Raw genomic sequence first — 19284 nt, 5'->3', positions numbered from 1 at the left:
CGCGGCGACCGCACCACACGCGGCGGCAAGGCCGTGCGGAACGGCGCCTACTTCTTCTTCGGGATGTACAGGTCGGTGATGGTGCCGTCGTAGACCTCGGCGGCCATGCCGACCGACTCGCTCAGGGTCGGATGCGCATGGATGGTGTGGCCGATGTCTTCGGCTTCGGCGCCCATCTCGATCGCCAACCCGATCTCGGCCAGCAGGTCGCCGGCATGCACGCCGACGATGGCACCACCGATGATGCGATGGGTGTCTTCGTCGAAGATCAGCTTGGTGAAGCCCTCGGTACGGCCGATGCCGATCGCACGGCCGCTGGCCGCCCATGGGAACTTGGCCACGCCGACCTTCAGGCCCTTGGCTTTGGCCTCGGTCTCGGTGACGCCGACCCAGGCGATTTCCGGGTTGGTGTAGGCCACCGACGGGATCACCCGCGCCACCCACTCCTTCTTCTCGCCGGCAGCCACTTCGGCGGCCAGCTTGCCTTCGTGGGTGGCCTTGTGCGCCAGCATCGGGTTACCGACGATGTCGCCGATGGCGAAGATATGCGGCACGTTGGTGCGCATCTGCCGATCGACCGGAATGAAGCCGCGATCGGTGACGGTAACGCCGGCCTTTTCCGCGCCGATCTTCTTGCCATTGGGCGAGCGGCCCACGGCCACCAGCACGCGGTCGAACGCAGTGGCCTGCAGGCCGGGCTTGTCGCCTTCGCTGGCCGCTTCGAACGACACCGTGATGCCGCTGGCGTCGGCCTTGACGTCGGTGGCCTTGGTCTTGAGATGGACCTCCACGCCCTGCTTCTTCAGCCGATCGGCCAGCGGCTTGACCAGGTCCTTGTCGGCACCTGGCATCAGCTGGTCCATGAACTCGACCACGGTGACCTTGCTGCCGAGCGCGCTGTACACCGTGGCCATTTCCAGGCCGATGATGCCGCCGCCGACCACCAGCAGGGTCTTGGGGATGTCATGCAGTTCCAGCGCGTCGGTGGAATCCATCACGCGCTTGTCGTCCCACGGGAAGTTGGGCAGCTTCACCGCCTGCGAACCGGCGGCGATGATGCAGTGCTCGAAGCGCAGCAGCTGGGTCTTGCCGTCGTCGCCGACGATCTCCAGCTCGTTGGGCGACACGAATGACGCCACGCCGGTGACGGTACGCACCTTGCGCTGCTTGGCCATGCTGGCCAGGCCGCCGGTGAGCTTGCCGACCACCTTTTCCTTATACTCACGCAGCTTGTCCAGGGTGATCTGGGGCTGGCCGAAGTCCACGCCAAAGTCGCCGGCATGCGCCACTTCGTCGATCACCGCGGCGGCATGCAGCAGCGCCTTGGACGGGATGCAGCCGACGTTGAGGCAGACCCCGCCCAGGCTGGCGTAGCGCTCGATCAGCACCGTGTCCAGGCCCAGGTCGGCGGCACGGAACGCGGCGGTGTAGCCGCCGGGGCCGGCGCCGAGCACCACCATCTTGCATTCGATATCGGCCGGCTTGCCGCTGGCCAGTGCCGGCTTGGACGGCGCCGGTTCGGCCGGGGCGCGATGCGACGGCGTCACCGGCGGCTTGCTGCCGGGCGCGGCAGCGGCGGGGGCCGCAGCAGGCGCAGCGGCCTTGGTCTCGGCCTTGGTCTCGGCGGGTGCGGCAGCGGCCTCGCCTTCGGCTTCCAGGAGCAGCACCAGCGCACCTTCGGACAGGGTGTCGCCCACCTTGACCTTGAGCTCCTTGACCACGCCGGCGGCCGAGGACGGCACTTCCAGCGTGGCCTTGTCCGACTCCAGCGTCACCAGGCCCTGGTCCTTGACCACGCTGTCGCCGACGGCGACCAGCACTTCGATGACGGGGACATCGCTGTAATCGCCGATGTCGGGAACCTTGATTTCAATGACCGCCATTTGCTTCTCCTGTGGCTCAACCGGCCGTGCCGGCAAGCGTCTGCTGGAGTTCATCCAGCGACGATTCGATTTGGGTCCAGCGCTTGTCGCGCTTGTTTTGCTTGCTTTCGCTGGCTTCGATCAGCAACGCGGCCTGCTGCAGCAGCAGCTCGCCGGCGCCGCAGCTGGGGCGGGTGCCGCTGTAACGCACGCCATCGACCTGGAACGACAGCACCTCGCCCTCGCTTACCGGCGCGCTGCGGCCGGCTGGCGCCAATTGCATCAGTGCGCCACTCCAGTGGCTGACAAGACGCTCTGCCAATGCCGCCGGGATCGGGATCTCCACCGTTTCCGGGGTCTGCTCGGTGCGGAACTGCACGCTGCCGCGGTCGCTCTGGCTGACCCAGCTGTAGACGCGCTCATCGGCGCGGCTATGCCGCAGGGTCCAGTCGGCACCATCCTTGCCCGGCACCAGCGACACCCCGCTTTCCACGCCGCGGGTAGGCAGCGTCAGCAACGCCAGGTTCGGCCTGGTACCGGCGTCGAGCAGCGTGGTCACCGCGGTGCCGTAGTTGCCCACCGCCGGCGGCCAGCCGCGCCCGAGCGTGCTCTCGCACTGGCGTGCCGCCGCCGATGTCCACGGCAACACGCCCAGCAGGGCAAGCGTCAGCAGCGCTGCTCTCACAGCAGGACGCGGCGCATGTCGGCCAGCACCTGGCTGAGGTAGGTGGTGAAGCGTGCGGCCAGCGCGCCGTCGATGACGCGGTGGTCGTAGCTCAACGACAACGGCAGCATCAGCTTGGGTGCGAACTCCTTGCCGTTCCACACCGGCTGCATCGCCGACTTGGACACGCCCAGGATCGCCACTTCCGGCGCATTGATGATCGGCGTGAACGCGGTACCACCGATGCCGCCGAGCGAGCTGATCGAGAAGCAGCCGCCGCTCATGTCGGCCGGGCCGAGCTTGCCGTCGCGCGCCTTCTTGGCCAGCTCGCCGCTTTCCTGCGCGATCTGCAGCACGCCCTTCTTGTCGACGTCGCGGATCACCGGCACGACCAGGCCGTTCGGCGTATCGGCGGCGAAGCCGACGTTGATGTACTTCTTCAACGTCAGGTTTTCGCCGGCCGCATCCAGCGAGGCATTGAACTCGGGGAACTTCTTCAACGCCGCGGCACTGGCCTTGACCAGGAAGGCGAGCATGGTCAGCTTGATGCCGGCCTTCTCGTTTTCCTTGTTCAGCGCCACGCGCAGGGCTTCCAGGTCGGTGATGTCGGCCGATTCGAACTGGGTGACGTGCGGAATCATCGCCCAGTTACGCGCCAGGTTGGCACCGGAAATCTTCTTGATGCGCGACAGCGGCTGGGTCTCGGTCTCGCCGAACTTGCTGAAGTCCACCTTCGGCCAGGCCAGCAGGCTCAGACCATTGCCGCCACCGGCCGGCGCAGCACCGGCTGCGGCAGGCGCGCCGCCGCTGAGTGCGGCCTTGACGAAGCGCTGCACGTCCTCACGGGTGATGCGGCCGCCCTTTTCGCTGCCCTTGAGCTGGTTCAGGTCCACGCCGAGCTCGCGTGCGAACACGCGCACCACCGGGCTGGCGTAGGCCACCTTGGACGGCAGCACGCTGTCGGCGTCGAAGGTCACCGGCGGGCTGGACGGGCTGCCGGCGGACGGCTGGCCGCCCTGCGCAGGCTGCGCGGCCTCGCTGGAGCGAGCGCCCTGCACCTGTGCGATCTCGCGCTGGGCCAGCTTGTCCGGCACCGCGGACACCGCGACCGGCTCGACCTTGCCGGCGGTTTCGGCGGTGTCGGTGCTGGGCTTGGCCGGGGACTGCGCCGCACCGGCGCCGCCATCGCTGGCAGCGATGATCGCCACCACGTTGCCCTGCGAGAGCGTGTCGCCGACCTTGACCTTGAGTTCCTTGACCACGCCGGCGGCCGAGGACGGCACTTCCATCGTGGCCTTGTCCGATTCCAGCGTGACCAGGCTCTGGTCCTTGGCGACGGTATCGCCGACGGCGACCAGCACCTCGATCACCGGGATGTCGGTGTAGTCGCCGATATCGGGCACGCGGGCCTCGACCAGGCCGCCGTCCGAAGACGCGGCGGGCGCGGCCGGCTCGGCCTTGGCGGCAGGCGCCGGCGCGGCAGCGGCCTTGGCCGGGGCGGCGGGAGCGGCGGCCGGTGCAGGTGCCGCGGCGGTTTCGGCGCCGGCGTCGGCCACTTCGATCAGCGCGACCAGCGCGCCCTGCGACAGCGAATCGCCGACCTTGACCTTGATCTCCTTGACCACGCCGGCCACCGACGAAGGCACTTCCATCGTGGCCTTGTCCGATTCCAGCGTGACCAGGCTCTGGTCCTTGCTGACCGTATCGCCGACCGACACCAGCACCTCGATTACCGGGACATCGCTGTAGTCACCGATATCGGGGACAAGTGCTTCCTTGATTTCGGCCATACGGGGAACTCCGGCAACAGAATGGGGAAACCCCTATTGTGGCCGGCTGCGGCCCGCAGCGCCAACCATTGCCGTGGAAAAAGTCGCGCATCGGGCGGGACGCAGCGTTCGCAGGCGCAGGCGCCGGATCATTTCGACGCGTGGCGATCGACCCGCAACAGTTGCAATGGCTCGCCCGAGGGCAAACGATACGCCAGCGCATTGTCCAGGCCGTCGAGCGCTTCGACCCGTGCGCACAGTTGTTGCGCGCGTGGTCGCAGTGCACGCGCCTGCGGCTCGATCAGGCGCTCGATGCGCGTTCCCCCCCCTCCAGCGACCGCAGCTGCAGATCGTTTCCGGTCAGTGCCGACTGCACCGCGCCGGCGACGACATCGCCGATCAGCTGCGGCAGCAGCTCGGCCACCATCGCGCCGATGTCGTCATCGATATCGATCGAGGTCAGCTGGCTTTTCCCGAAGCTCTGCTTCAGGCGCGTGTCGATCTTTTCGCGCACGGCCGCCAGTTGCACGCGCGTGGCCTCGGGGCTGCGGCTGAAGCCGGCCGCCACCTCGCCCAGCGCGGTGACGGCGATATCGGCCGCTTCGCGCCCGACCTCCTGCGCCAGCGGCACTACCTCGCGGGTCTGCCGCTCGAACTGGATCAACCGGGCGCGATCGTCCGCGCTCAATGCGACCCAGCGGTCGTCGACGAACAACGCGCCCTGACGCAGCACCAGCCGCTGCGGCGCGCCCGACGTGTCCGACGTGTCCGAGGTACCCGGGGTGCGGACCAGGATCACGCTGCGCGGGTTGAGCGTGAGGTCGTAGTCGCTGCTGACGTTGCAGTGCAGATCGTCGGCGCTGGCGGCCTGTCCGGCGACCAGCAGGCCCAGCAGCAGGCCCGCTGCCCTCGGTCGTGCGTGCTTGATCGCCATCTGGTCGTTTCCGTTATGCGTTGAGGGCAGCATGCCTGCGCAGGAGGCGCACTTGCCCGTGCCGGAGGCTGGCATGACTTCCGGCCGCTGGCTGCGCCGTCGCCAGCACGGCCGGCACTGCGGTGCTCACACGTGCTGGCTGGACCGGCTGCATGCGGGCAGCTGGCGCCAACGGCGCCCTTCGCCCCACGGATGCCTCGATCGTGGAGTGGCTGGGTGGCGATGCAACCTCGTTAATCCAGCGCGTCGCGCAGCGGCTGCCAGGCGTCGCACAGCCGTGGCAGCGACCAAGCCGCATTGGCCGGGCTGGTGGATGGCAACGCCCACATCGGCACTGCATGCAGCGCACCCGGCAGCAGCGGCCACACATGCCGGCGCCATGCCTGCGCGGCGGCCGCGCCATTGCAGGCCACTGCGCGCAGCTGCGGCAGCGTGGCCAGCCGCGCCGCCAGCGGGTTGACCACGATGCTGCTGGCGACGATGGCCGTGTCCAGGCTGCCGCGCCGCGCGCATTGGCCGATCACATCCCACAGGCCGATCCCGCAGCCGGCCAGCGCCTGCAGCCGGGCCGGATACGCCAAGCCGGCATCGATGCCCAGCAATGCCTGCATCAGCGGCCAGAAACGGTTGCGCGGATGGGCGTAGTACATCGATGCCTGCAACGAGGCGTTGCCGGGCATCGAGCCGAGTACCAGGACACGGCAATCGTTAGGAATGTGCGCTGGAAGGCCCTGCAAGATGTCGGTTTTCATCACAACGGTCGCATCTGCGTGAATGCCTTTTTCAGCTTGCCCATTGCAGCCACGGCCTTCTCCGGAAACTTGCTGAACAAACGAAATTTTAGCGAGCCACGGGTGGGCGTGGATTCAGATTTTCAGGAATAGCTTTGGCGCGGCCCACTCCACGGGCCCAACAAGAATACTGAGGAGACCCCCAATGCGTGCCATTTCCATCCTGAGCCTGGCTGCCGTATCCGCACTTGCGTTTGCCCCGTCTGCATTTGCACAAGACACCACCTACACCGGCGACACCTCCTCGGCTTCCGCCAGCGCCGACAGCGCCTCCGGAAAGCATTGGGCAGTGGTCGGCGGTGTTGCCCTGATCAAGCCGAAGAACGATCCGGCCCCGGGCCTGGACGTCGATGGCGGCCCGGCGCCGACGCTGAGCGCCAGCTACTACATCAACGACAACTGGGCCGTTGAGCTGTGGGGCGCCGCCGACAAGTTCAACCACCGTGTCAACGCCGATGGCGTGGGCAAGATCGGCACCGTCGAGCAGCAGCCGATCGCCATCAGCGGCCAGTACCACTTCGGCCAGGCCGATAACGTGTTCCGTCCGTTCGTGGGTGTGGGTTACTACGAATCGAACTTCAGCAACGAGAAGATCGACGCGGCGTCGGCCACCGGCCAGCACGTGGGCCTGGACACCGCCAAGGGTGTCATCGGCACCGTCGGCGTGGACATGAACATCAACTCCACCTGGTTCGCACGTGCCGACGCCCGCTACATGCGTTCGCGTCCGGAACTGCGCGTGGGCGGCCAGGGCACCGGCAGCGAGCTGGAACTGGATCCGTGGACCGTCGGCTTCGGCGTCGGCGCGCGCTTCTAAGCACGCGCAGGCAAGCGACGTTTCAGTCGAACAAAAACGGGCCGCAAGGCCCGTTTTTTTATGCGTGTGGAAAGCGCGGTGCTGCATCGATTGCGAAGCGCTGAATCTCGCACGCGATCTGCGTGGGAACGCTGCGTGCGACGGGTAGCCCGCCCGCGTCCGTGCCCTTCCATACCAGTGCAATTGCGATTGCCGGTGCGGGTGATAACGGTGGTGCCAGTGCCAGTGAAGCACCGCCATTCGCTACGTACGCGCGCCAGCTCACCGCCAGTAGACGCTGCCGCGCAGGCGCGCACTGCGCCAGCGCCACCACAGCAAGGTGGCATAGGCCAGCGCGTAGCCGAGCAAGACGCCGGCCGCGCCCAACAGGCTGGCGTGGCTGAGCCACCCTTCCGTGGGCCAGGCCGCTCCCTGCCAGGTGCTGCGCCACCCCTGCACCATGCCCGCGATCACGCGCACCACCACCAGCGCGGTCAGGGCCAGCACCAGCCACAGGTTGGGCCGGTAGAACAGGCCCTGCTGGGTGCGCTCGAAGCGGGTCAGGCGCAACGCCAGCAAGCCCAGCGCCAGCCCGCAGGCCCAGCCGAAGGCGGCGTGGCTGATCGCGCCCGGCCAGAACGCGGCAGCGATCAGTACGAAGATCACGAACAACACGGTGGACAGGCCGGCCGAGACCAGATTGATCATCAACAGCCAGCCACGCGCCTGCCGCCGCGCGGTACCGACACGGAAGCGCTGCACCAGCGACAACGGCAGCAGCACCGCGAGTACCGCCAGGGCGATGATCACGGCCAGCGGAATGGCGAGGAGAAGTGGCATCGGATACTCGGTGGCGGCAAGGAGTGACCAGCACGACGTAGCGCGCGGCCGTCAGGTGGACGTGGACAGCGCGGTCGGTTCGTTAGCCGCTCTCAGAACGCCGGCAACACCGCGCCTTTGTACTTCTGCTCGATGAACGCCTTCACTTCCGGGCTGGTCAAGGCCTTGGCCAGCTTCTGCACGCGCGGATCGTCCTTGTTGTCCGGGCGCGAGACCAGGAAGTTCACGTACGGCGAATCCTTGCTCTCGATCGCCAGCGCGTCGCGGGTCGGGTTGAGGCCGGCGTCGAGCGCGTAGTTGGTGTTGATCAGCGCCAGGTCGACCTGGTCGAGCACGCGCGGCAGCATCGCCGAGTCGAGTTCGCGGAACTTCAGCTGCTTGGGGTTCTCGACGATGTCGCGCTGGCTGGACAGGGCGTTGCTCGGATCCTTGAGTTTGATCACGCCCGCCTTGTCCAGCAGGATCAGCGCGCGGCTGTTGTTGCTCGGGTCGTTGGGAATCACCACGTCGGCACCGTTGGGCAGTTCGGCCAATGCCTTGAACCGGCGCGAATACGCGCCGAACGGTTCGATATGCACGCCGACCACGGTCACCAGCTGGCTCTTGCGGTCGCGGTTGTAGGCATCCAGATACGGCTCGGTCTGGAAGTAATTGACGTCGATCTGCTTCTGCACGACCTGGTCGTTGGGCTGCACGTAGTCGTTGAACACGCGCACGTCCAGCTTGACGCCCTGCTTGGCCAGTAGCGGTTCGACCACCTCCAGGATCTCGGCGTGTGGCACTGCGGTGGCGGCCACCGTCAGCGTGTCGCCGCCGCTACTGCCGCCGCTACCGCCACAGGAAGCCAGGACCAGCGTGGCCGCAGCCAGGAGGGAACGAAACGCGAATGTGCTCATGTAGGGGTCCGTGGGAGGAGGAATGCGGCACTGCCGCAAGAGGTAAACCTAGCAGACCGCGGGTGCAGCGGCGATTCGCAAGCGCATGCCGCATGCGCGGCCCTCCGCGCCACGCGGCACCCGGTCGCGGCAGACCTCAGCGCCGGCTGTAGCGCGCCACCAGCCAGTCGCCCAGCATCTGCAGCAGCTGCACCAGCACCAGCAGGGCGATCACGGTGATCAGCGCGACGTCCGAATGCGAGCGCAGATAACCCTCGCGGTACGCGACATCGCCCAGCCCGCCGGAGCCGATCGCACCGCCCATCGCGGTGAAACCGATCAGCGCGATGGTGGTCACGGTGGCACCGGCGATCAGGCCCGGGCGGGCTTCGGGCAGCAGCACGCGCAGCACCAGCTGGCGGGTGGTGGCGCCCATCGCCTGGCTGGCCTCGATGATCCCGCGGTCCACTTCGCGCAAGGCGGTTTCCACCAGCCGCGCATAGAACGGCGCGGCACCGACCACCAGCGGCAGGATTGCGCCGCGCACACCCAGCGAGGTGCCCATCAGCGTCAGCGTGAGCGGAATCATCGCGATCATCAGGATGATGAAGGGCACCGAGCGCAGCAGGTTGATCACTGCCGCGAGCACGCCGTACAGCACCGGTCGGCGGCGCAGCTGCGGGGCGCCGCACAGGAACAGCGCCACCCCCAGCGGCAGGCCGATCAACAGCGTCAGCGGCAGTGCGCCGGCGAGCATCAGCAGGGTGTCCAGGGTGGCCTGGCCGATGTCGCCCCACTTGCCGGCGTCGAGATTGCGGAAAAACCCGCTGGTTGTCGCGATCGACAGGGTCATGCGCGCAGATCCTCCACATGCACGCCGGCGGCGACGAAGCCGGCGCGTGCCGCGTTATGGTCGCCGCCGGTCAGGGCGACGATGAGCTGCCCATACGGGGTGTCCTTGATGCGGTCCACGCGCCCGGACAGGATGTTGTAGTCCACCCCGGTCTCGCGGGCGATGCGGCCGAGCACCGGTTCATAGGTGCCGTTGCCCAGGAAGGTCAGCCGCACGATGCTCCCGCCCACCGCAGCGAAGTCGCGATGCAGCTCGGCCTCGTCCACGTGTTCGGCCTCGGACACGAAGCGCCGGGTGGTGGGGTGCTGCGGATGCAGGAACACCTCGGTCACCGGGCCGGTTTCCACCAGCTTGCCGGCATCGAGCACCGCGACGCGGTCGCAGACCCGGCGGATCACGTCCATCTCGTGGGTGATCAGCACGATGGTCAGGCCCAGCTCGCGGTTGATCTGGGCCAGCAGCTGCAGCACCGAGGCGGTGGTCTGCGGGTCCAGCGCGCTGGTGGCTTCGTCGCACAGCAGGATCTGCGGCCGGGTGGCCAGCGCGCGCGCAATGCCCACGCGCTGCTTCTGCCCGCCGGACAACTGCGCCGGATACTTGCCGGCGTGCTGCTCCAGCCCGACCCGCGCCAGCAGCTCGGCCACGCGCGCATCGACCTCGGCGCGCGGGGTACCGGCCAGTTCCAGCGGAAACGCCACATTGCCGGCCACGGTGCGCGAGGACAGCAGGTTGAAGTGCTGGAAGATCATCCCGACACGCCGGCGCAGCGCGCGCAGGCCCTGGCTGTCCAGCGCGGTGACGTCCTCCTCGCCGATCAGCAGCCGCCCGCCGCTGGGTTCTTCCAGCCGGTTGATCAGCCGGATCAGCGTCGATTTGCCGGCACCGGAGTGGCCGATAATGCCGAACACCTCGCCGGGGCCGATCCGCAGGTCGAGGGGATGCAGCGCCACGACCTGGCGACCGTCAACGGAATAAGACTTGTGCAGGCGCTGAAACTGGATCACCGCGCGTGGCCGATTGGGGGGCCGTGAAGCCTACCAGTCAATGTTTGCGGACGATATTCCATTAGGTTCTAACCATGGGGATTCGGGAGTCGGGATTGGGGATTCGTTAGAGCAACCGCAAGGCGCCCTGACTTTTGCGAATTCCGACTCCCCAATCCCCAATCCCGACTTCAGAATCACGGCCTATCCAACGCCGCCGGGCGATCCGCCTGCCGTATCCGCTCCCGCCGCAGCAAATACAGCCCGCTGGCGACGATGATGCCGGCGCCGGTCCAGGTCCAGCCATCGGGCAGGGTCTGCCACAGCAGCCAGTCCAAGCCGATCACCCAGACCAGGCCGGTGTATTCCAGCGGCGCGATCATCGAGGCCTCGCCGCGCAGGAAGGCCTGGGTCAGCGCAATCTGCCCCAGTGCGCCAGCCAGGCCCATGCCGGCGATCAGCCAGGCGTGCTCGCCCCGCAACGGCACCCAGTCGGGAATGGCCAGCAGGCCGGCGCCGACCGCCATGAACAGCAGGAACGACACCACCATCGCCTGCGGGGTGTCGGTGCGGGTCAGCAGACTCACGCTGATGGCGGCGATGGCATAGGCGGTGGCCGCCAGCAGCACCATCAGGCCGGGCAGCGAGATCAGCCCGTCCACGCCCGGGCGCAACACCACGATCACCCCGACCAGGCCAATCCCGATCGCCGTCCAGCGGCGTGGCCCGACCCGCTCGCCCAGCAACGGCACCGACAGCGCCGCCACCAGCAACGGGGCGACGAAATACAGCGTGTAGGCGGTGGACAGCGGCATGCGTTTCAGGCCGTAGACGAAGCAGCCGATCATCACCATGCCCAGTACCCCGCGCAGCAGGTGCAGGCCCCAGCGCACCGGCACGATCGAGCGCGGGCCCGCGGTGGCCAGCACCCACACCAGCACGAACGGCAGCGAGGCGGCGCCGCGCAGCAAGGTGACCTGCAGCGGCGGGTAATGCGCCGACAGCAGCTTCATTCCCGCGTCCATCAGCGAGAAGCAGGCCACGGCGGCCATCATCCAGGTGATGGCGGGAAGCGGAGAGCGGGTGGTGGGCATGGGCCATTATCGCTGCGCTTGCGCGCAGACTGCCAACCGCGTGTGGACCGGGGCGACGACGCGATGCCCTAGAATGGCGGCTGTTTATAGAGAGCAGGAGCTTTGCATGCCTTCCTTCGACGTGGTGTCCGAAGTCGACAAGCACGAACTGACCAATGCGGTGGACCAGGCCAATCGCGAGCTGGATACACGCTTCGATTTCAAGGGCGTGGAAGCCAGGTTCGAGCTGGAGGACGGCAAGGCGATCAACCAGTCCGCGCCCAGCGACTTCCAGGTCAAGCAGATGACCGACATCCTGCGCGCGCGCCTGCTGGCACGCGGCATCGACGTGCGCTGCCTGGAGTTCGGCGACATGGAGACCAACCTGGCCGGTGCGCGCCAGAAGGTCACCGTCAAGCAGGGCATCGAGCAGAAACAGGCCAAGCAGCTGGTCGCCAAGCTCAAGGAGGCCAAGCTCAAGGTCGAGGCGCAGATCAATGGCGACAAGCTGCGCGTGAGCGGCAAGAAGCGCGACGACCTGCAGGATGCGATGGCGCTGCTGAAGAAGGCCGATTTCGAGCTGCCGTTGCAGTTCGACAACTTCCGCGACTGAGCACGCGTTGTGGCTGACACGGCGCCTTGTTGTGCCGCGCTGTGCAGGCGGGCCGCGCAGCGCGGTGTGTCGGCCGCCCGTTACCCAGGCATCGGCCACGCGCGCGCCAGCGCGTTACGGAGCTGATGCAAGCATGCGTGCCCTGCTCTCCAGCCTGTTGCAACGCGCGCACCTGGCCACGGTGCCGCAGGCGCCGCCCGCTGCCGGGACGGCGTGCGCCATGACGCACGCACAGCCGCGCATCGAAACCGGCTCGACGCTGCACACGCTGGCCGGGCTGGACCCGGTGGCGGCTGCGACCTTTGCCGATGCGTTTGCGGCGGAAGTGCAGCGCGCCATCGCCAGCTGCACGCTCGGCCGGGCTAGCACCACCCAGGCGCAGGCACTGGAGCAGATCCATTCGCTCAAGAACACGCTCTCGCTGACCGGCTCTGCCGAACTGCTGAACGCCTGCGACCAGTTGCGCGGCGATGTCGACTGCGGCGAACTCGGGTGCGCGCTTGCGCAGCGCTACACCGCGATTGCGACCGCGGCCGGCCTGCTGGTCAAGAATTACCGACGCACCCTCCCCAACGACGACACCGGCCCCGATGCGTAGTGGATCCAACCGTGCAGCGCCCGGCCTGATTCTGGCCGCCCGGCAACTGCGCAACGACCGGCTCGTGCGACTGTTCGAATCGTTCCTGGAATACCGCGCCTGCGTCGGCCGGGTGATCGTGCAGACCATCGTGGCCCTGTGGTGCTTCGGCTGGCTGTACGGGCCGCAGCCGGTGCTGGTCAGGGATGCGCAGGCGGTGTTCCCCACCGCGGCGATGCTGTGGGGGCTGGCGGTGGTCTGGATGGTGCTGGTGCGACGCAGGCTCATCCCGCCGGGCGAGTGGCTGGATGCGGTCGGGTTTGCGATGAACCTGCTGTTCATCGGCATCCAGACCTATCTGGCCTTCATCCTGCTGATGTCGCTGAATGCCTTCCTGCCCTTCATCACCATCGCCGCGGTGGCGCGCTACGGGCAGAAGGCGACGCTGCCGGTGCTGCTCAGCACCTTCGTGCTGATGCTGTTGACCGCGCCGGCCGGCTACTGGCTCTCGCGCCCTGCGTACTTCGTGTATGCGGTGGCGCTGAGCGTGGTACTGCCGCTGCTGGTGGCGCGCATCGTCAGCGCGATGCAGGAGATCGCCCTGCAGGCGCTGGCCTCGCGCGATGCGCAGAGCCGCTTCATCAGCACCATGAATCACGAACTGCGCACACCGTTGAACGCGGTCATCAACTGCGCGCAGCTGATCGATGGCGACACCTTGTCGGCACAACAACGCGAACTGATGCAGGCGATGACGGTCAATGCGATCGCGCTGCGCCACCGCGTGAACGAAGTGATCGACGTCGCCAGCATCGACGGTGGCCGGCTGCAGCTGCACAGCAAGCCGCTGAGCCTGCTCGATGTGCTGGCCACGGTCAAAGCGGTGTGTGCGAGTGCCGCGTCCACCAAGGGCGTGGCGCTGGAACTGCGCAGCGATGCGGCGCAGACGCCTGACCTCATCGGCGACGAGGGGCGTATCGAACAGGTCATCACCAACTTGGTCATCAATGCGATCAAGTTCACCCCGGCCGGTGGGTCGGTCGATGTGCTGCTCGCCACCACGCAGGTGCAGCAGCGCTGGGCGATTTCGGTGACCGTGACCGACACCGGCATCGGCATTGCCGACGACCAGAAGGCCTACATCTTCACCCCCTTCACCCAGCTCAGCACCGGCTTCAACCGCACCGAGGGCGGGGTCGGCCTGGGTTTGTACATTGCGCTGTCGGTGTCCGACGCGATGGGCGGCAGCCTGAGCGTGCGCGACAATCCCGGCGGCGGCAGCGTGTTTCGCTGGACCTTCGAACTGGCTGCCGCCGCGGCGCACCGCAGCCGACCGCCGGCGCTGCGCGAGGCCCTGCAGCAGCATGCCGCGACGGTGCCGCCGCTGCATTGCCTGGTGTTCGAGGACTTGGACACCAATCGGCTGGTGATCGGCAACCTGCTCTCCCGCGCCGGGCATCGGGTGAGCTTTCACAGCGATGGCAGCAACGCGGTGCAGCGCATCCGCGAAGCGGCGCCGGACCTGGTGTTCCTCGACCTGCACATGCCCGGCACCTCGGGCTGGGACGCGCTGCGCGAGGCGCGCGAGGCGATCGCCGCCCTGCCGCCGATCATCGTGCTGACCGCCGACACCCGCACCGATTCGATGCGCGAGGCCACCGCCGCCGGCGTTGCCGGCTATCTGTCCAAGCCGATCAACGCGCACGAGTTGCTGGCCATCCTGGGCGCGCAGGCCCCCCATGCAACCGGCTGACCTGAAACCGGGCAACGCGGCGCGCCAGCACTGGCATGCCGGCGCGCAGACGCGCACACCGCTGGCGCTGCTGTATCTGCACGGGTTCACCGCCAGCCCGGGAGAAGCCGGCGACCTGCCCGAGCAGATCGCCGATGCGCTGGCTGCCAACCTGTACGTGCACCGGTGGCCAGGGCATGGCCGCAGCGCGGCCGACGCGATGCAGGGGCTGACGCCGGCGGTGTTGCAGGCCTCGGCACTGGATGCGCTGGCGCAGGCGCAGCGCATGGGCGCGCGCGTGGCGATCGTCGGCTCGTCCATGGGCGCCACGCTGGGCTTGTGGCTGGCGGCGCAACGGCCCGATGCGGTGGCCGCAGTGATTGCCTGGTCACCGGGCATCCGGCCGGCCGACCCGGCGCTGCTGGATCAGGTCTGCGCCGCGCAAACGCCATTGACCGACCCACGCCCGCGCACCGCCGCGTCCCTGGCGTTCTGGTCGAGCACCATCCACCCGGACGGCTTCCGCGCGCTGCGCAGCCTGTTCGACGCGGTTGCCGCCGATCCACCGTGGCCACGCGTGCGCTGCCCGGTGTTTCTGGGCTATTACCGCGCTGCCAACGGCGAGGAGGATCCAACCGCCTCGGTGCCGGCGATGCTGGCCATGTTCGCCGCGCTCGGCAGCGCGCCGGCACACACCTGCGCGATGGCCTTCGACACCGGCGCGCATGCGATCGGCTCGCCGCACAAGACCCCGCACGCCGATACGGTTGCGCGGGCCTCGATTGCATTCTTGCGCGCGCATGTCGGCCTCAATGGCGCACGTCGCTGACGCCGGGTCGCGTGAGCGCTGCAACTGCCGCGGGTTTTCCCCGCACTCCGCTCGCCGTGTCGGCCGCGCCTGCTCGGCGCGGCGCCGCAGCGGCACGGGCGGCCGCGCCGGCGGCGATCGCATACACTGGCCCACCATCACGCCGCCGCCACGATGACGCCCACCCCTGCCACGCTTGATCCGTTGACCGCCACCCGCCAGTGGATCGAGCGCGCGGTGATCGGCCTGAACCTGTGCCCGTTCGCCAAGGCGGTCTACGTCAAGGAGCAGGTGCGGCTGGTGCTCAGCGATGCCAGCACGCCCGAGGCGCTGCTCGAACAACTGGCCGAGGAGCTGGTGCTGCTGCGCGACACGCCGGCCGAGCAGATCGACACCACCTTGATCGTGCATCCGGACGTGCTCACCGATTTCCTGGACTACAACGACTTCCTCGACAACGCCGATGCGGCGGTGGACGCACTGGATCTGGACGGCGTGCTGCAGATGGCCAGCTTCCATCCGGACTATCAGTTCGCAGGCGCGGCGGTGGATGACGTGGCCAACTTCACCAACCGCTCGCCCTTCCCCACCTTGCACCTGCTGCGCGAAGACAGCGTGGAGCGCGCGGTGGCCACGTTCCCGGACCCGGACGTGATCGTCGAACGCAATATCCAGACGCTGGAACGCCTGGGCCAGGACGGCTGGGAACGGTTGTTGAGCGCATCGCAGCACTGACCGCCACAGCGCGTGCGGCGGCACCAGCGGTGCCGGACGGCCGCGTCGGAGACACGTGGCGCCGTGCCGGCGCGCCCTAGCTCGGCGCCCCGATGACGGCGCGGTAAGGCACCAGGAGGCGCCAGCATGCCCGGGCCGCACGCGGGAATCGCGTTGCTACGGCCACCACGGCGCCCGCGTTACAGTGCGCGCGACCTCACTGCCATGGTGCGCCCGATGCCGCTGACTCCCGCCGTCTCCGCATGGAACCCCTCCCCGTTGCAGGACCGCGTGGTGGTGATCACCGGTGGTGCCCAGGGCATCGGCCGTGGCATCGCGCAGGCGGTGCTGGGCGCCGGCGGCAGCGTGGTGATCGGCGACCTGGATGCCGATGCCGGCAAGGCCTGCCTGCAGGAGTGGGCGTTGCCGCGGCGCAGTGCCTTCGTGCGCTGCGATGCCGCGCGCGAACCGCAGGCAGCGCGCCTGATCGCCACCGCGCTCAGGCGCTTCGGGCGGCTCGATGGCCTGGTCAACAACGCAGGCGTGGCCGATCCGCATGTGGCGCCCTTGCCGCAACTGGACTGGCAGGAGTGGAATCGCAGGCTGGCCAGCCTGCACGGCGCATTCCTGTGCAGCAAGCAGGCCTTGCCCGCCTTGGCGCAGGCCCCGGGCGGCGGCGCGATCGTCAATATCGCCTCCACCCGCGCCTGGCAATCGGAGCCGCATAGCGAGGCCTATGCCGCCGCCAAGGGCGGGCTGGTGGCCTTCACCCACGCCTTGGCGCTGAGCGAAGGCCCGCAGGTACGCGTCAACAGCATCAGCCCGGGCTGGATCAGCACCGACGCCTGGCGCGCGCCGCAGCGCCGGCGCGCACCGAAATTGTCGCGACGCGACCATGCCCAGCATCCGGCCGGACGCGTTGGCACGCCGGACGACATCGCGCAACTGGCGGTCTATCTGCTGTCGCCGCAGCTGTCGGGCTTTGTGACCGGGCAGGACTTCATCATCGATGGCGGCATGTCGCGCAAGATGCAGTACGTCTAGGGAGTGCCGCGCATGCCAGGATCGGCGCATGCACACTCAACGGCCGCGGCGGCTCAGGCCTGCGCACCGCGGCCGAACAACACCGCAAGATCCTCCGCCGCCAACGCGCGCCATTGCCCGGACGGCAGGCCATCCAGCGACAAGCCACCGATGCGGCTGCGGTGCAAGGCCACCACGTGGTTGCCAGCGGCGGCGAACATGCGCCGCACCTGGTGATAGCGGCCTTCGTGCAAGGTCAGGCGTGCCTGGCATGGGCCGAGCACGTCCAGTTCGGCCGGCAGCAGCGGTTTGGTTTCGCCTTCCAGCAGGAGCGTGCCGCTGGCAAACAGCGCCGCTTCGTCGCCGCGCAGGTCCTCGGCCAGGGTGACGTCGTAGACCTTGTCCAGCGCCGACTTGGGCGAAATGATCCGGTGCAGCAGCGCGCCGTCGTCGGTCATCAGCAACAGGCCGCTGGTCTCGCGGTCCAGCCGCCCCACCGGCGCCAGCACCGGTGCGCGCGAGCGGAAGCGCGGCGGCAGCAGTTCGTAGATCAGCCGGCCGGTGTCCTTGGTCGAGCAGGTGTAGCCGCCGGGCTTGTGCAGCAACAGGCTCAGACCCGGTGGCGGATCCAGCGGCTCGCCATCGATGCGGATCGCATCGTGCTCCACCTGGTCGTCGGCATACAGCACCTCGCCGGCGGCATCGGTGACCGCGCCCTGGCGAAACAGCTGGGTCACCTGCTTGCGGCTGCCGTAGCCGAGATTGGCGATGTGCTTGACCAGCTTCATGCGCGCGCTCCGCGGCCGCGGATGGCGGAAATCAGCTTGAACCCGTCGCGTTCGGCGGCCACGCGCACCTGCCCGAAGCTTTCGTTGAGCACGTATTCGTAGGGCAGATGCCGGTTGGCGACCAGCAGCAGCTGCCCACCCGGGCGCAGCGCCTGCGCGGCCACGGCGATGAAGCGCTGACCGATATCCGGGCGGTCGGCGCGCGAAGGCGTGTGGAACGGCGGGTTGCTGACGATGAAATCGTACTGCGCCGCCAGGCCGGCGGTGACGTCGCGCCAGTGGTACTGCAGCTGCGCCGGATGCGCGATGGCCTGCAGATTGCGCTGCGCCAGGGTGAGTGCACGCGCCTCGGCCTCGTACAGATCCAGTCCGGTGACCTTGGGGCAACGCGCCAGCACCTCGGCCGACAGATAGCCGAAGCCCGCGCCCAGGTCGGCACCGTGCCCGGCCAGCGTGCCCGGCAGATGCTCGACCAACAGCGCCGAGGCAGGATCGATGCGGTCCCAGGCGAACACACCGGGGCGGCTGACGAAGCGCCCGTTCAGGATCGGGCGCGGCGCATCCAGCGCGGCCCAGCGCGCCTGCAGCGCCGCATCGGTGTCGGCGGGCAGCGGCGGGCTCCAGTAGGTGCGGCAATGGTGCTTGGTCAGGCTGCCGGCGAGGCCGGTGAGCTGACGCAGATCGGCCTCGCCCGAGCGCGCGCCCTCGTTGTTGGACTGGCAGGCCACCACGCGGCCGCCCGGCGCAGCCAGCGCGACCGCGCGCGCAAACAAGGCACGCGCTTCCTCGCGTTGCCGCGGCGGCAGCACCAGCACCAGGGCGTAACGGGTGCTGTCGGCCTCGATCTGGCTCTCTTCGCGCACGCTCCAGCCATTGCGCTCCAGCGCTTCGGCGAACGGGCGAAAGCTCTGCTCGCAGGTCAGTGCATCGGCCGCCGCATGAGCGCGCAGCGGAAAGCCGTCGCGCGCGCGCAGGAACAGCACCGGGCCGCTGGGCCACGGCAGCACGCCCTGGGCGAAGGGCAGAAACAGGGCTTGAAGCGGGGCATCGTGCGGGCCAGCCATCGGATCATCGGGTCAGGAACAGGCAGCCATTGTAAGGGAGCACTGCCTGTCCCCCCGCCCTGGTGCTGGCTTGAACGGGCGTTCGATTGCGTGACCTGCAGACCGCGGCCCTTCCAATGTCTATACGGACTATTGATGCGCACGCAACATCCGCCCACCTAGGCTGGAATCACACCAATACCGGAGAGACGCGATGCGAGCCCTGTTCGTAGGTGGAGTGGTCGACAACAGCGAAATGGATCTGGATGACACCCCGCCACCGATGCATTACCCCGAAAACACCGGCGCGGGCCGGCCGCGTTATCGCCTGCACCAGGTCGGCGAGCGCGATGACGGCAGCGTGGCGTATGCGGTCTATGGCGCACCGGAGATGGCCGATGAAGACATCAGCCGGATCACCGAGGAGCGCGGCTATGCACGACGTTTCAGCGCGTCGCCCGAATCGCCGCGCTGAGCGCACCAGCGCGACAGCACGCGCGATAGCAGAACGCGCATGAAAAAACCGGGCCTGGGCCCGGTTTTTCC

Annotated in this window: 19 protein-coding genes and 1 pseudogene; 8 read left to right on the top strand and 12 right to left on the bottom strand. The window is 68.2% G+C overall.

Annotation, left to right across the window (positions count from 1 at the left end):
• Positions 1-47 precede the first annotated feature (47 nt).
• From lpdA to EO170_RS17825, 5 genes and pseudogenes are all read right to left on the bottom strand, one after another.
• Entirely contained in the window at positions 48-1883 is a 1836-nt protein-coding gene (gene lpdA / locus EO170_RS17845) for a dihydrolipoyl dehydrogenase (RefSeq protein WP_126947046.1), read from the bottom strand.
• Positions 1884-1899: 16 nt separating this feature from the next.
• The gene (locus EO170_RS17840; RefSeq protein ID WP_126947043.1) at positions 1900-2547 is read right to left on the bottom strand and encodes a hypothetical protein; all 648 of its coding nucleotides are present in this window, start codon (positions 2545-2547) and stop codon (positions 1900-1902) included.
• Positions 2544-4316, bottom strand: coding sequence for a dihydrolipoyllysine-residue acetyltransferase (locus EO170_RS17835; RefSeq protein ID WP_126947040.1), 1773 nt, complete (start codon positions 4314-4316; stop codon positions 2544-2546). The genes EO170_RS17840 and EO170_RS17835 overlap by 4 nt, the downstream gene beginning before the upstream one ends.
• Before the next feature lie 128 nt (positions 4317-4444).
• Positions 4445-5229: pseudogene (locus tag EO170_RS17830) on the bottom strand (DUF2884 family protein).
• Positions 5230-5462: 233 nt separating this feature from the next.
• Positions 5463-5981 (bottom strand): DNA-deoxyinosine glycosylase, encoded by a 519-nt coding sequence (locus EO170_RS17825; RefSeq protein WP_126942518.1) that lies wholly within the window; start codon positions 5979-5981, stop codon positions 5463-5465.
• A 184-nt stretch (positions 5982-6165) separates the two neighbouring features.
• On the opposite strand from EO170_RS17825, the gene EO170_RS17820 reads away from it, so the two are divergent.
• The gene (locus EO170_RS17820) at positions 6166-6837 is read left to right on the top strand and encodes an OmpW family outer membrane protein (protein WP_126947037.1); all 672 of its coding nucleotides are present in this window, start codon (positions 6166-6168) and stop codon (positions 6835-6837) included.
• Between the two features lie 261 nt (positions 6838-7098).
• On the opposite strand, the gene EO170_RS17815 is transcribed toward EO170_RS17820, so the two are convergent.
• The 5 genes from EO170_RS17815 to EO170_RS17795 form a co-directional block, all read right to left on the bottom strand.
• Positions 7099-7656, bottom strand: a complete 558-nt coding sequence (locus EO170_RS17815; protein WP_104583237.1) for a DUF1453 family protein — start codon at positions 7654-7656, stop codon at positions 7099-7101.
• A gap of 92 nt (positions 7657-7748) precedes the next feature.
• The gene (locus EO170_RS17810; RefSeq protein WP_126947034.1) at positions 7749-8552 is read right to left on the bottom strand and encodes a MetQ/NlpA family ABC transporter substrate-binding protein; all 804 of its coding nucleotides are present in this window, start codon (positions 8550-8552) and stop codon (positions 7749-7751) included.
• Positions 8553-8688: 136 nt separating this feature from the next.
• On the bottom strand, positions 8689-9384 hold the full coding sequence (locus EO170_RS17805; RefSeq protein WP_104583236.1) for a methionine ABC transporter permease: 696 nt from the start codon (positions 9382-9384) through the stop codon (positions 8689-8691).
• A complete protein-coding gene (locus tag EO170_RS17800; RefSeq protein ID WP_104583235.1) occupies positions 9381-10388 on the bottom strand; it encodes a methionine ABC transporter ATP-binding protein in 1008 nt (335 codons plus the stop codon). Before EO170_RS17800 ends, EO170_RS17805 begins: the two co-directional genes overlap by 4 nt.
• A 176-nt stretch (positions 10389-10564) precedes the next feature.
• Positions 10565-11461, bottom strand: a complete 897-nt coding sequence (locus EO170_RS17795) for a DMT family transporter (protein ID WP_126947031.1) — start codon at positions 11459-11461, stop codon at positions 10565-10567.
• Positions 11462-11567: 106 nt separating this feature from the next.
• Here EO170_RS17795 and EO170_RS17790 point away from each other — a divergent pair, with 106 nt between their 5' ends.
• From EO170_RS17790 to EO170_RS17765, 6 genes are all read left to right on the top strand, one after another.
• Entirely contained in the window at positions 11568-12053 is a 486-nt protein-coding gene (locus EO170_RS17790; RefSeq protein ID WP_016903460.1) for a YajQ family cyclic di-GMP-binding protein, read from the top strand.
• Positions 12054-12186: 133 nt separating this feature from the next.
• Positions 12187-12651, top strand: coding sequence for a hypothetical protein (locus EO170_RS17785; RefSeq protein WP_126947028.1), 465 nt, complete (start codon positions 12187-12189; stop codon positions 12649-12651).
• Positions 12644-14383 carry an ATP-binding protein gene (locus EO170_RS17780; RefSeq protein ID WP_126947025.1) on the top strand — a complete coding sequence of 580 codons (1740 nt, stop codon included), beginning with the start codon at positions 12644-12646 and terminating at the stop codon, positions 14381-14383. The genes EO170_RS17785 and EO170_RS17780 overlap by 8 nt, the downstream gene beginning before the upstream one ends.
• On the top strand, positions 14370-15191 hold the full coding sequence (locus EO170_RS17775) for an alpha/beta fold hydrolase (RefSeq protein WP_126947021.1): 822 nt from the start codon (positions 14370-14372) through the stop codon (positions 15189-15191). Before EO170_RS17780 ends, EO170_RS17775 begins: the two co-directional genes overlap by 14 nt.
• 153 nt (positions 15192-15344) lie before the next feature.
• Positions 15345-15905 (top strand): DUF1415 domain-containing protein, encoded by a 561-nt coding sequence (locus EO170_RS17770; protein ID WP_126947018.1) that lies wholly within the window; start codon positions 15345-15347, stop codon positions 15903-15905.
• 216 nt (positions 15906-16121) lie between these two features.
• Complete coding sequence (locus tag EO170_RS17765) at positions 16122-16928, top strand: SDR family oxidoreductase (RefSeq protein WP_126947015.1); 807 nt, start codon at positions 16122-16124, stop codon at positions 16926-16928.
• A gap of 53 nt (positions 16929-16981) precedes the next feature.
• Here the strand turns inward: EO170_RS17765 and EO170_RS17760 are convergent, their stop codons facing one another.
• The gene (locus EO170_RS17760; RefSeq protein ID WP_126947012.1) at positions 16982-17695 is read right to left on the bottom strand and encodes a pseudouridine synthase; all 714 of its coding nucleotides are present in this window, start codon (positions 17693-17695) and stop codon (positions 16982-16984) included.
• The gene (locus tag EO170_RS17755; RefSeq protein ID WP_115677854.1) at positions 17692-18759 is read right to left on the bottom strand and encodes a class I SAM-dependent methyltransferase; all 1068 of its coding nucleotides are present in this window, start codon (positions 18757-18759) and stop codon (positions 17692-17694) included. The genes EO170_RS17760 and EO170_RS17755 overlap by 4 nt, the downstream gene beginning before the upstream one ends.
• A 193-nt stretch (positions 18760-18952) precedes the next feature.
• Between EO170_RS17755 and EO170_RS17750 the strand changes: the two genes are divergently transcribed.
• Entirely contained in the window at positions 18953-19213 is a 261-nt protein-coding gene (locus EO170_RS17750; protein WP_104583227.1) for a hypothetical protein, read from the top strand.
• The last annotated feature ends 71 nt before the right edge of the window (positions 19214-19284 follow it).

Origin of the sequence: Xanthomonas sp. BRIP62409, from assembly GCF_003992965.1 — a bacterium.
Classification (GTDB): Bacteria; Pseudomonadota; Gammaproteobacteria; order Xanthomonadales; family Xanthomonadaceae; genus Xanthomonas; species Xanthomonas euroxanthea.
The sequence above is the reverse complement of the archived record's forward strand: the minus strand, read 5'-3'. Positions and strand labels throughout refer to the sequence as shown.

Excerpts from the sequence above, each read along its gene's own strand:
- EO170_RS17780 (WP_126947025.1), top strand. The coding sequence starts at position 12,644 with ATGCGTAGTGGATCCAACCGTGCAGCGCCCGGCCTGATTCTGGCCGCC.
- EO170_RS17805 (WP_104583236.1), bottom strand. The coding sequence starts at position 9,384 with ATGACCCTGTCGATCGCGACAACCAGCGGGTTTTTCCGCAATCTCGAC.
- EO170_RS17770 (WP_126947018.1), top strand. The coding sequence starts at position 15,345 with ATGACGCCCACCCCTGCCACGCTTGATCCGTTGACCGCCACCCGCCAG.
- EO170_RS17825 (WP_126942518.1), bottom strand. The coding sequence starts at position 5,981 with ATGAAAACCGACATCTTGCAGGGCCTTCCAGCGCACATTCCTAACGAT.
- EO170_RS17810 (WP_126947034.1), bottom strand. The coding sequence starts at position 8,552 with ATGAGCACATTCGCGTTTCGTTCCCTCCTGGCTGCGGCCACGCTGGTC.
- EO170_RS17795 (WP_126947031.1), bottom strand. The coding sequence starts at position 11,461 with ATGCCCACCACCCGCTCTCCGCTTCCCGCCATCACCTGGATGATGGCC.
- EO170_RS17760 (WP_126947012.1), bottom strand. The coding sequence starts at position 17,695 with ATGAAGCTGGTCAAGCACATCGCCAATCTCGGCTACGGCAGCCGCAAG.
- EO170_RS17785 (WP_126947028.1), top strand. The coding sequence starts at position 12,187 with ATGCGTGCCCTGCTCTCCAGCCTGTTGCAACGCGCGCACCTGGCCACG.
- EO170_RS17750 (WP_104583227.1), top strand. The coding sequence starts at position 18,953 with ATGCGAGCCCTGTTCGTAGGTGGAGTGGTCGACAACAGCGAAATGGAT.
- EO170_RS17775 (WP_126947021.1), top strand. The coding sequence starts at position 14,370 with ATGCAACCGGCTGACCTGAAACCGGGCAACGCGGCGCGCCAGCACTGG.
- EO170_RS17815 (WP_104583237.1), bottom strand. The coding sequence starts at position 7,656 with ATGCCACTTCTCCTCGCCATTCCGCTGGCCGTGATCATCGCCCTGGCG.
- EO170_RS17820 (WP_126947037.1), top strand. The coding sequence starts at position 6,166 with ATGCGTGCCATTTCCATCCTGAGCCTGGCTGCCGTATCCGCACTTGCG.
- EO170_RS17790 (WP_016903460.1), top strand. The coding sequence starts at position 11,568 with ATGCCTTCCTTCGACGTGGTGTCCGAAGTCGACAAGCACGAACTGACC.
- EO170_RS17765 (WP_126947015.1), top strand. The coding sequence starts at position 16,122 with ATGCCGCTGACTCCCGCCGTCTCCGCATGGAACCCCTCCCCGTTGCAG.
- lpdA (WP_126947046.1), bottom strand. The coding sequence starts at position 1,883 with ATGGCGGTCATTGAAATCAAGGTTCCCGACATCGGCGATTACAGCGAT.
- EO170_RS17835 (WP_126947040.1), bottom strand. The coding sequence starts at position 4,316 with ATGGCCGAAATCAAGGAAGCACTTGTCCCCGATATCGGTGACTACAGC.
- EO170_RS17755 (WP_115677854.1), bottom strand. The coding sequence starts at position 18,759 with ATGGCTGGCCCGCACGATGCCCCGCTTCAAGCCCTGTTTCTGCCCTTC.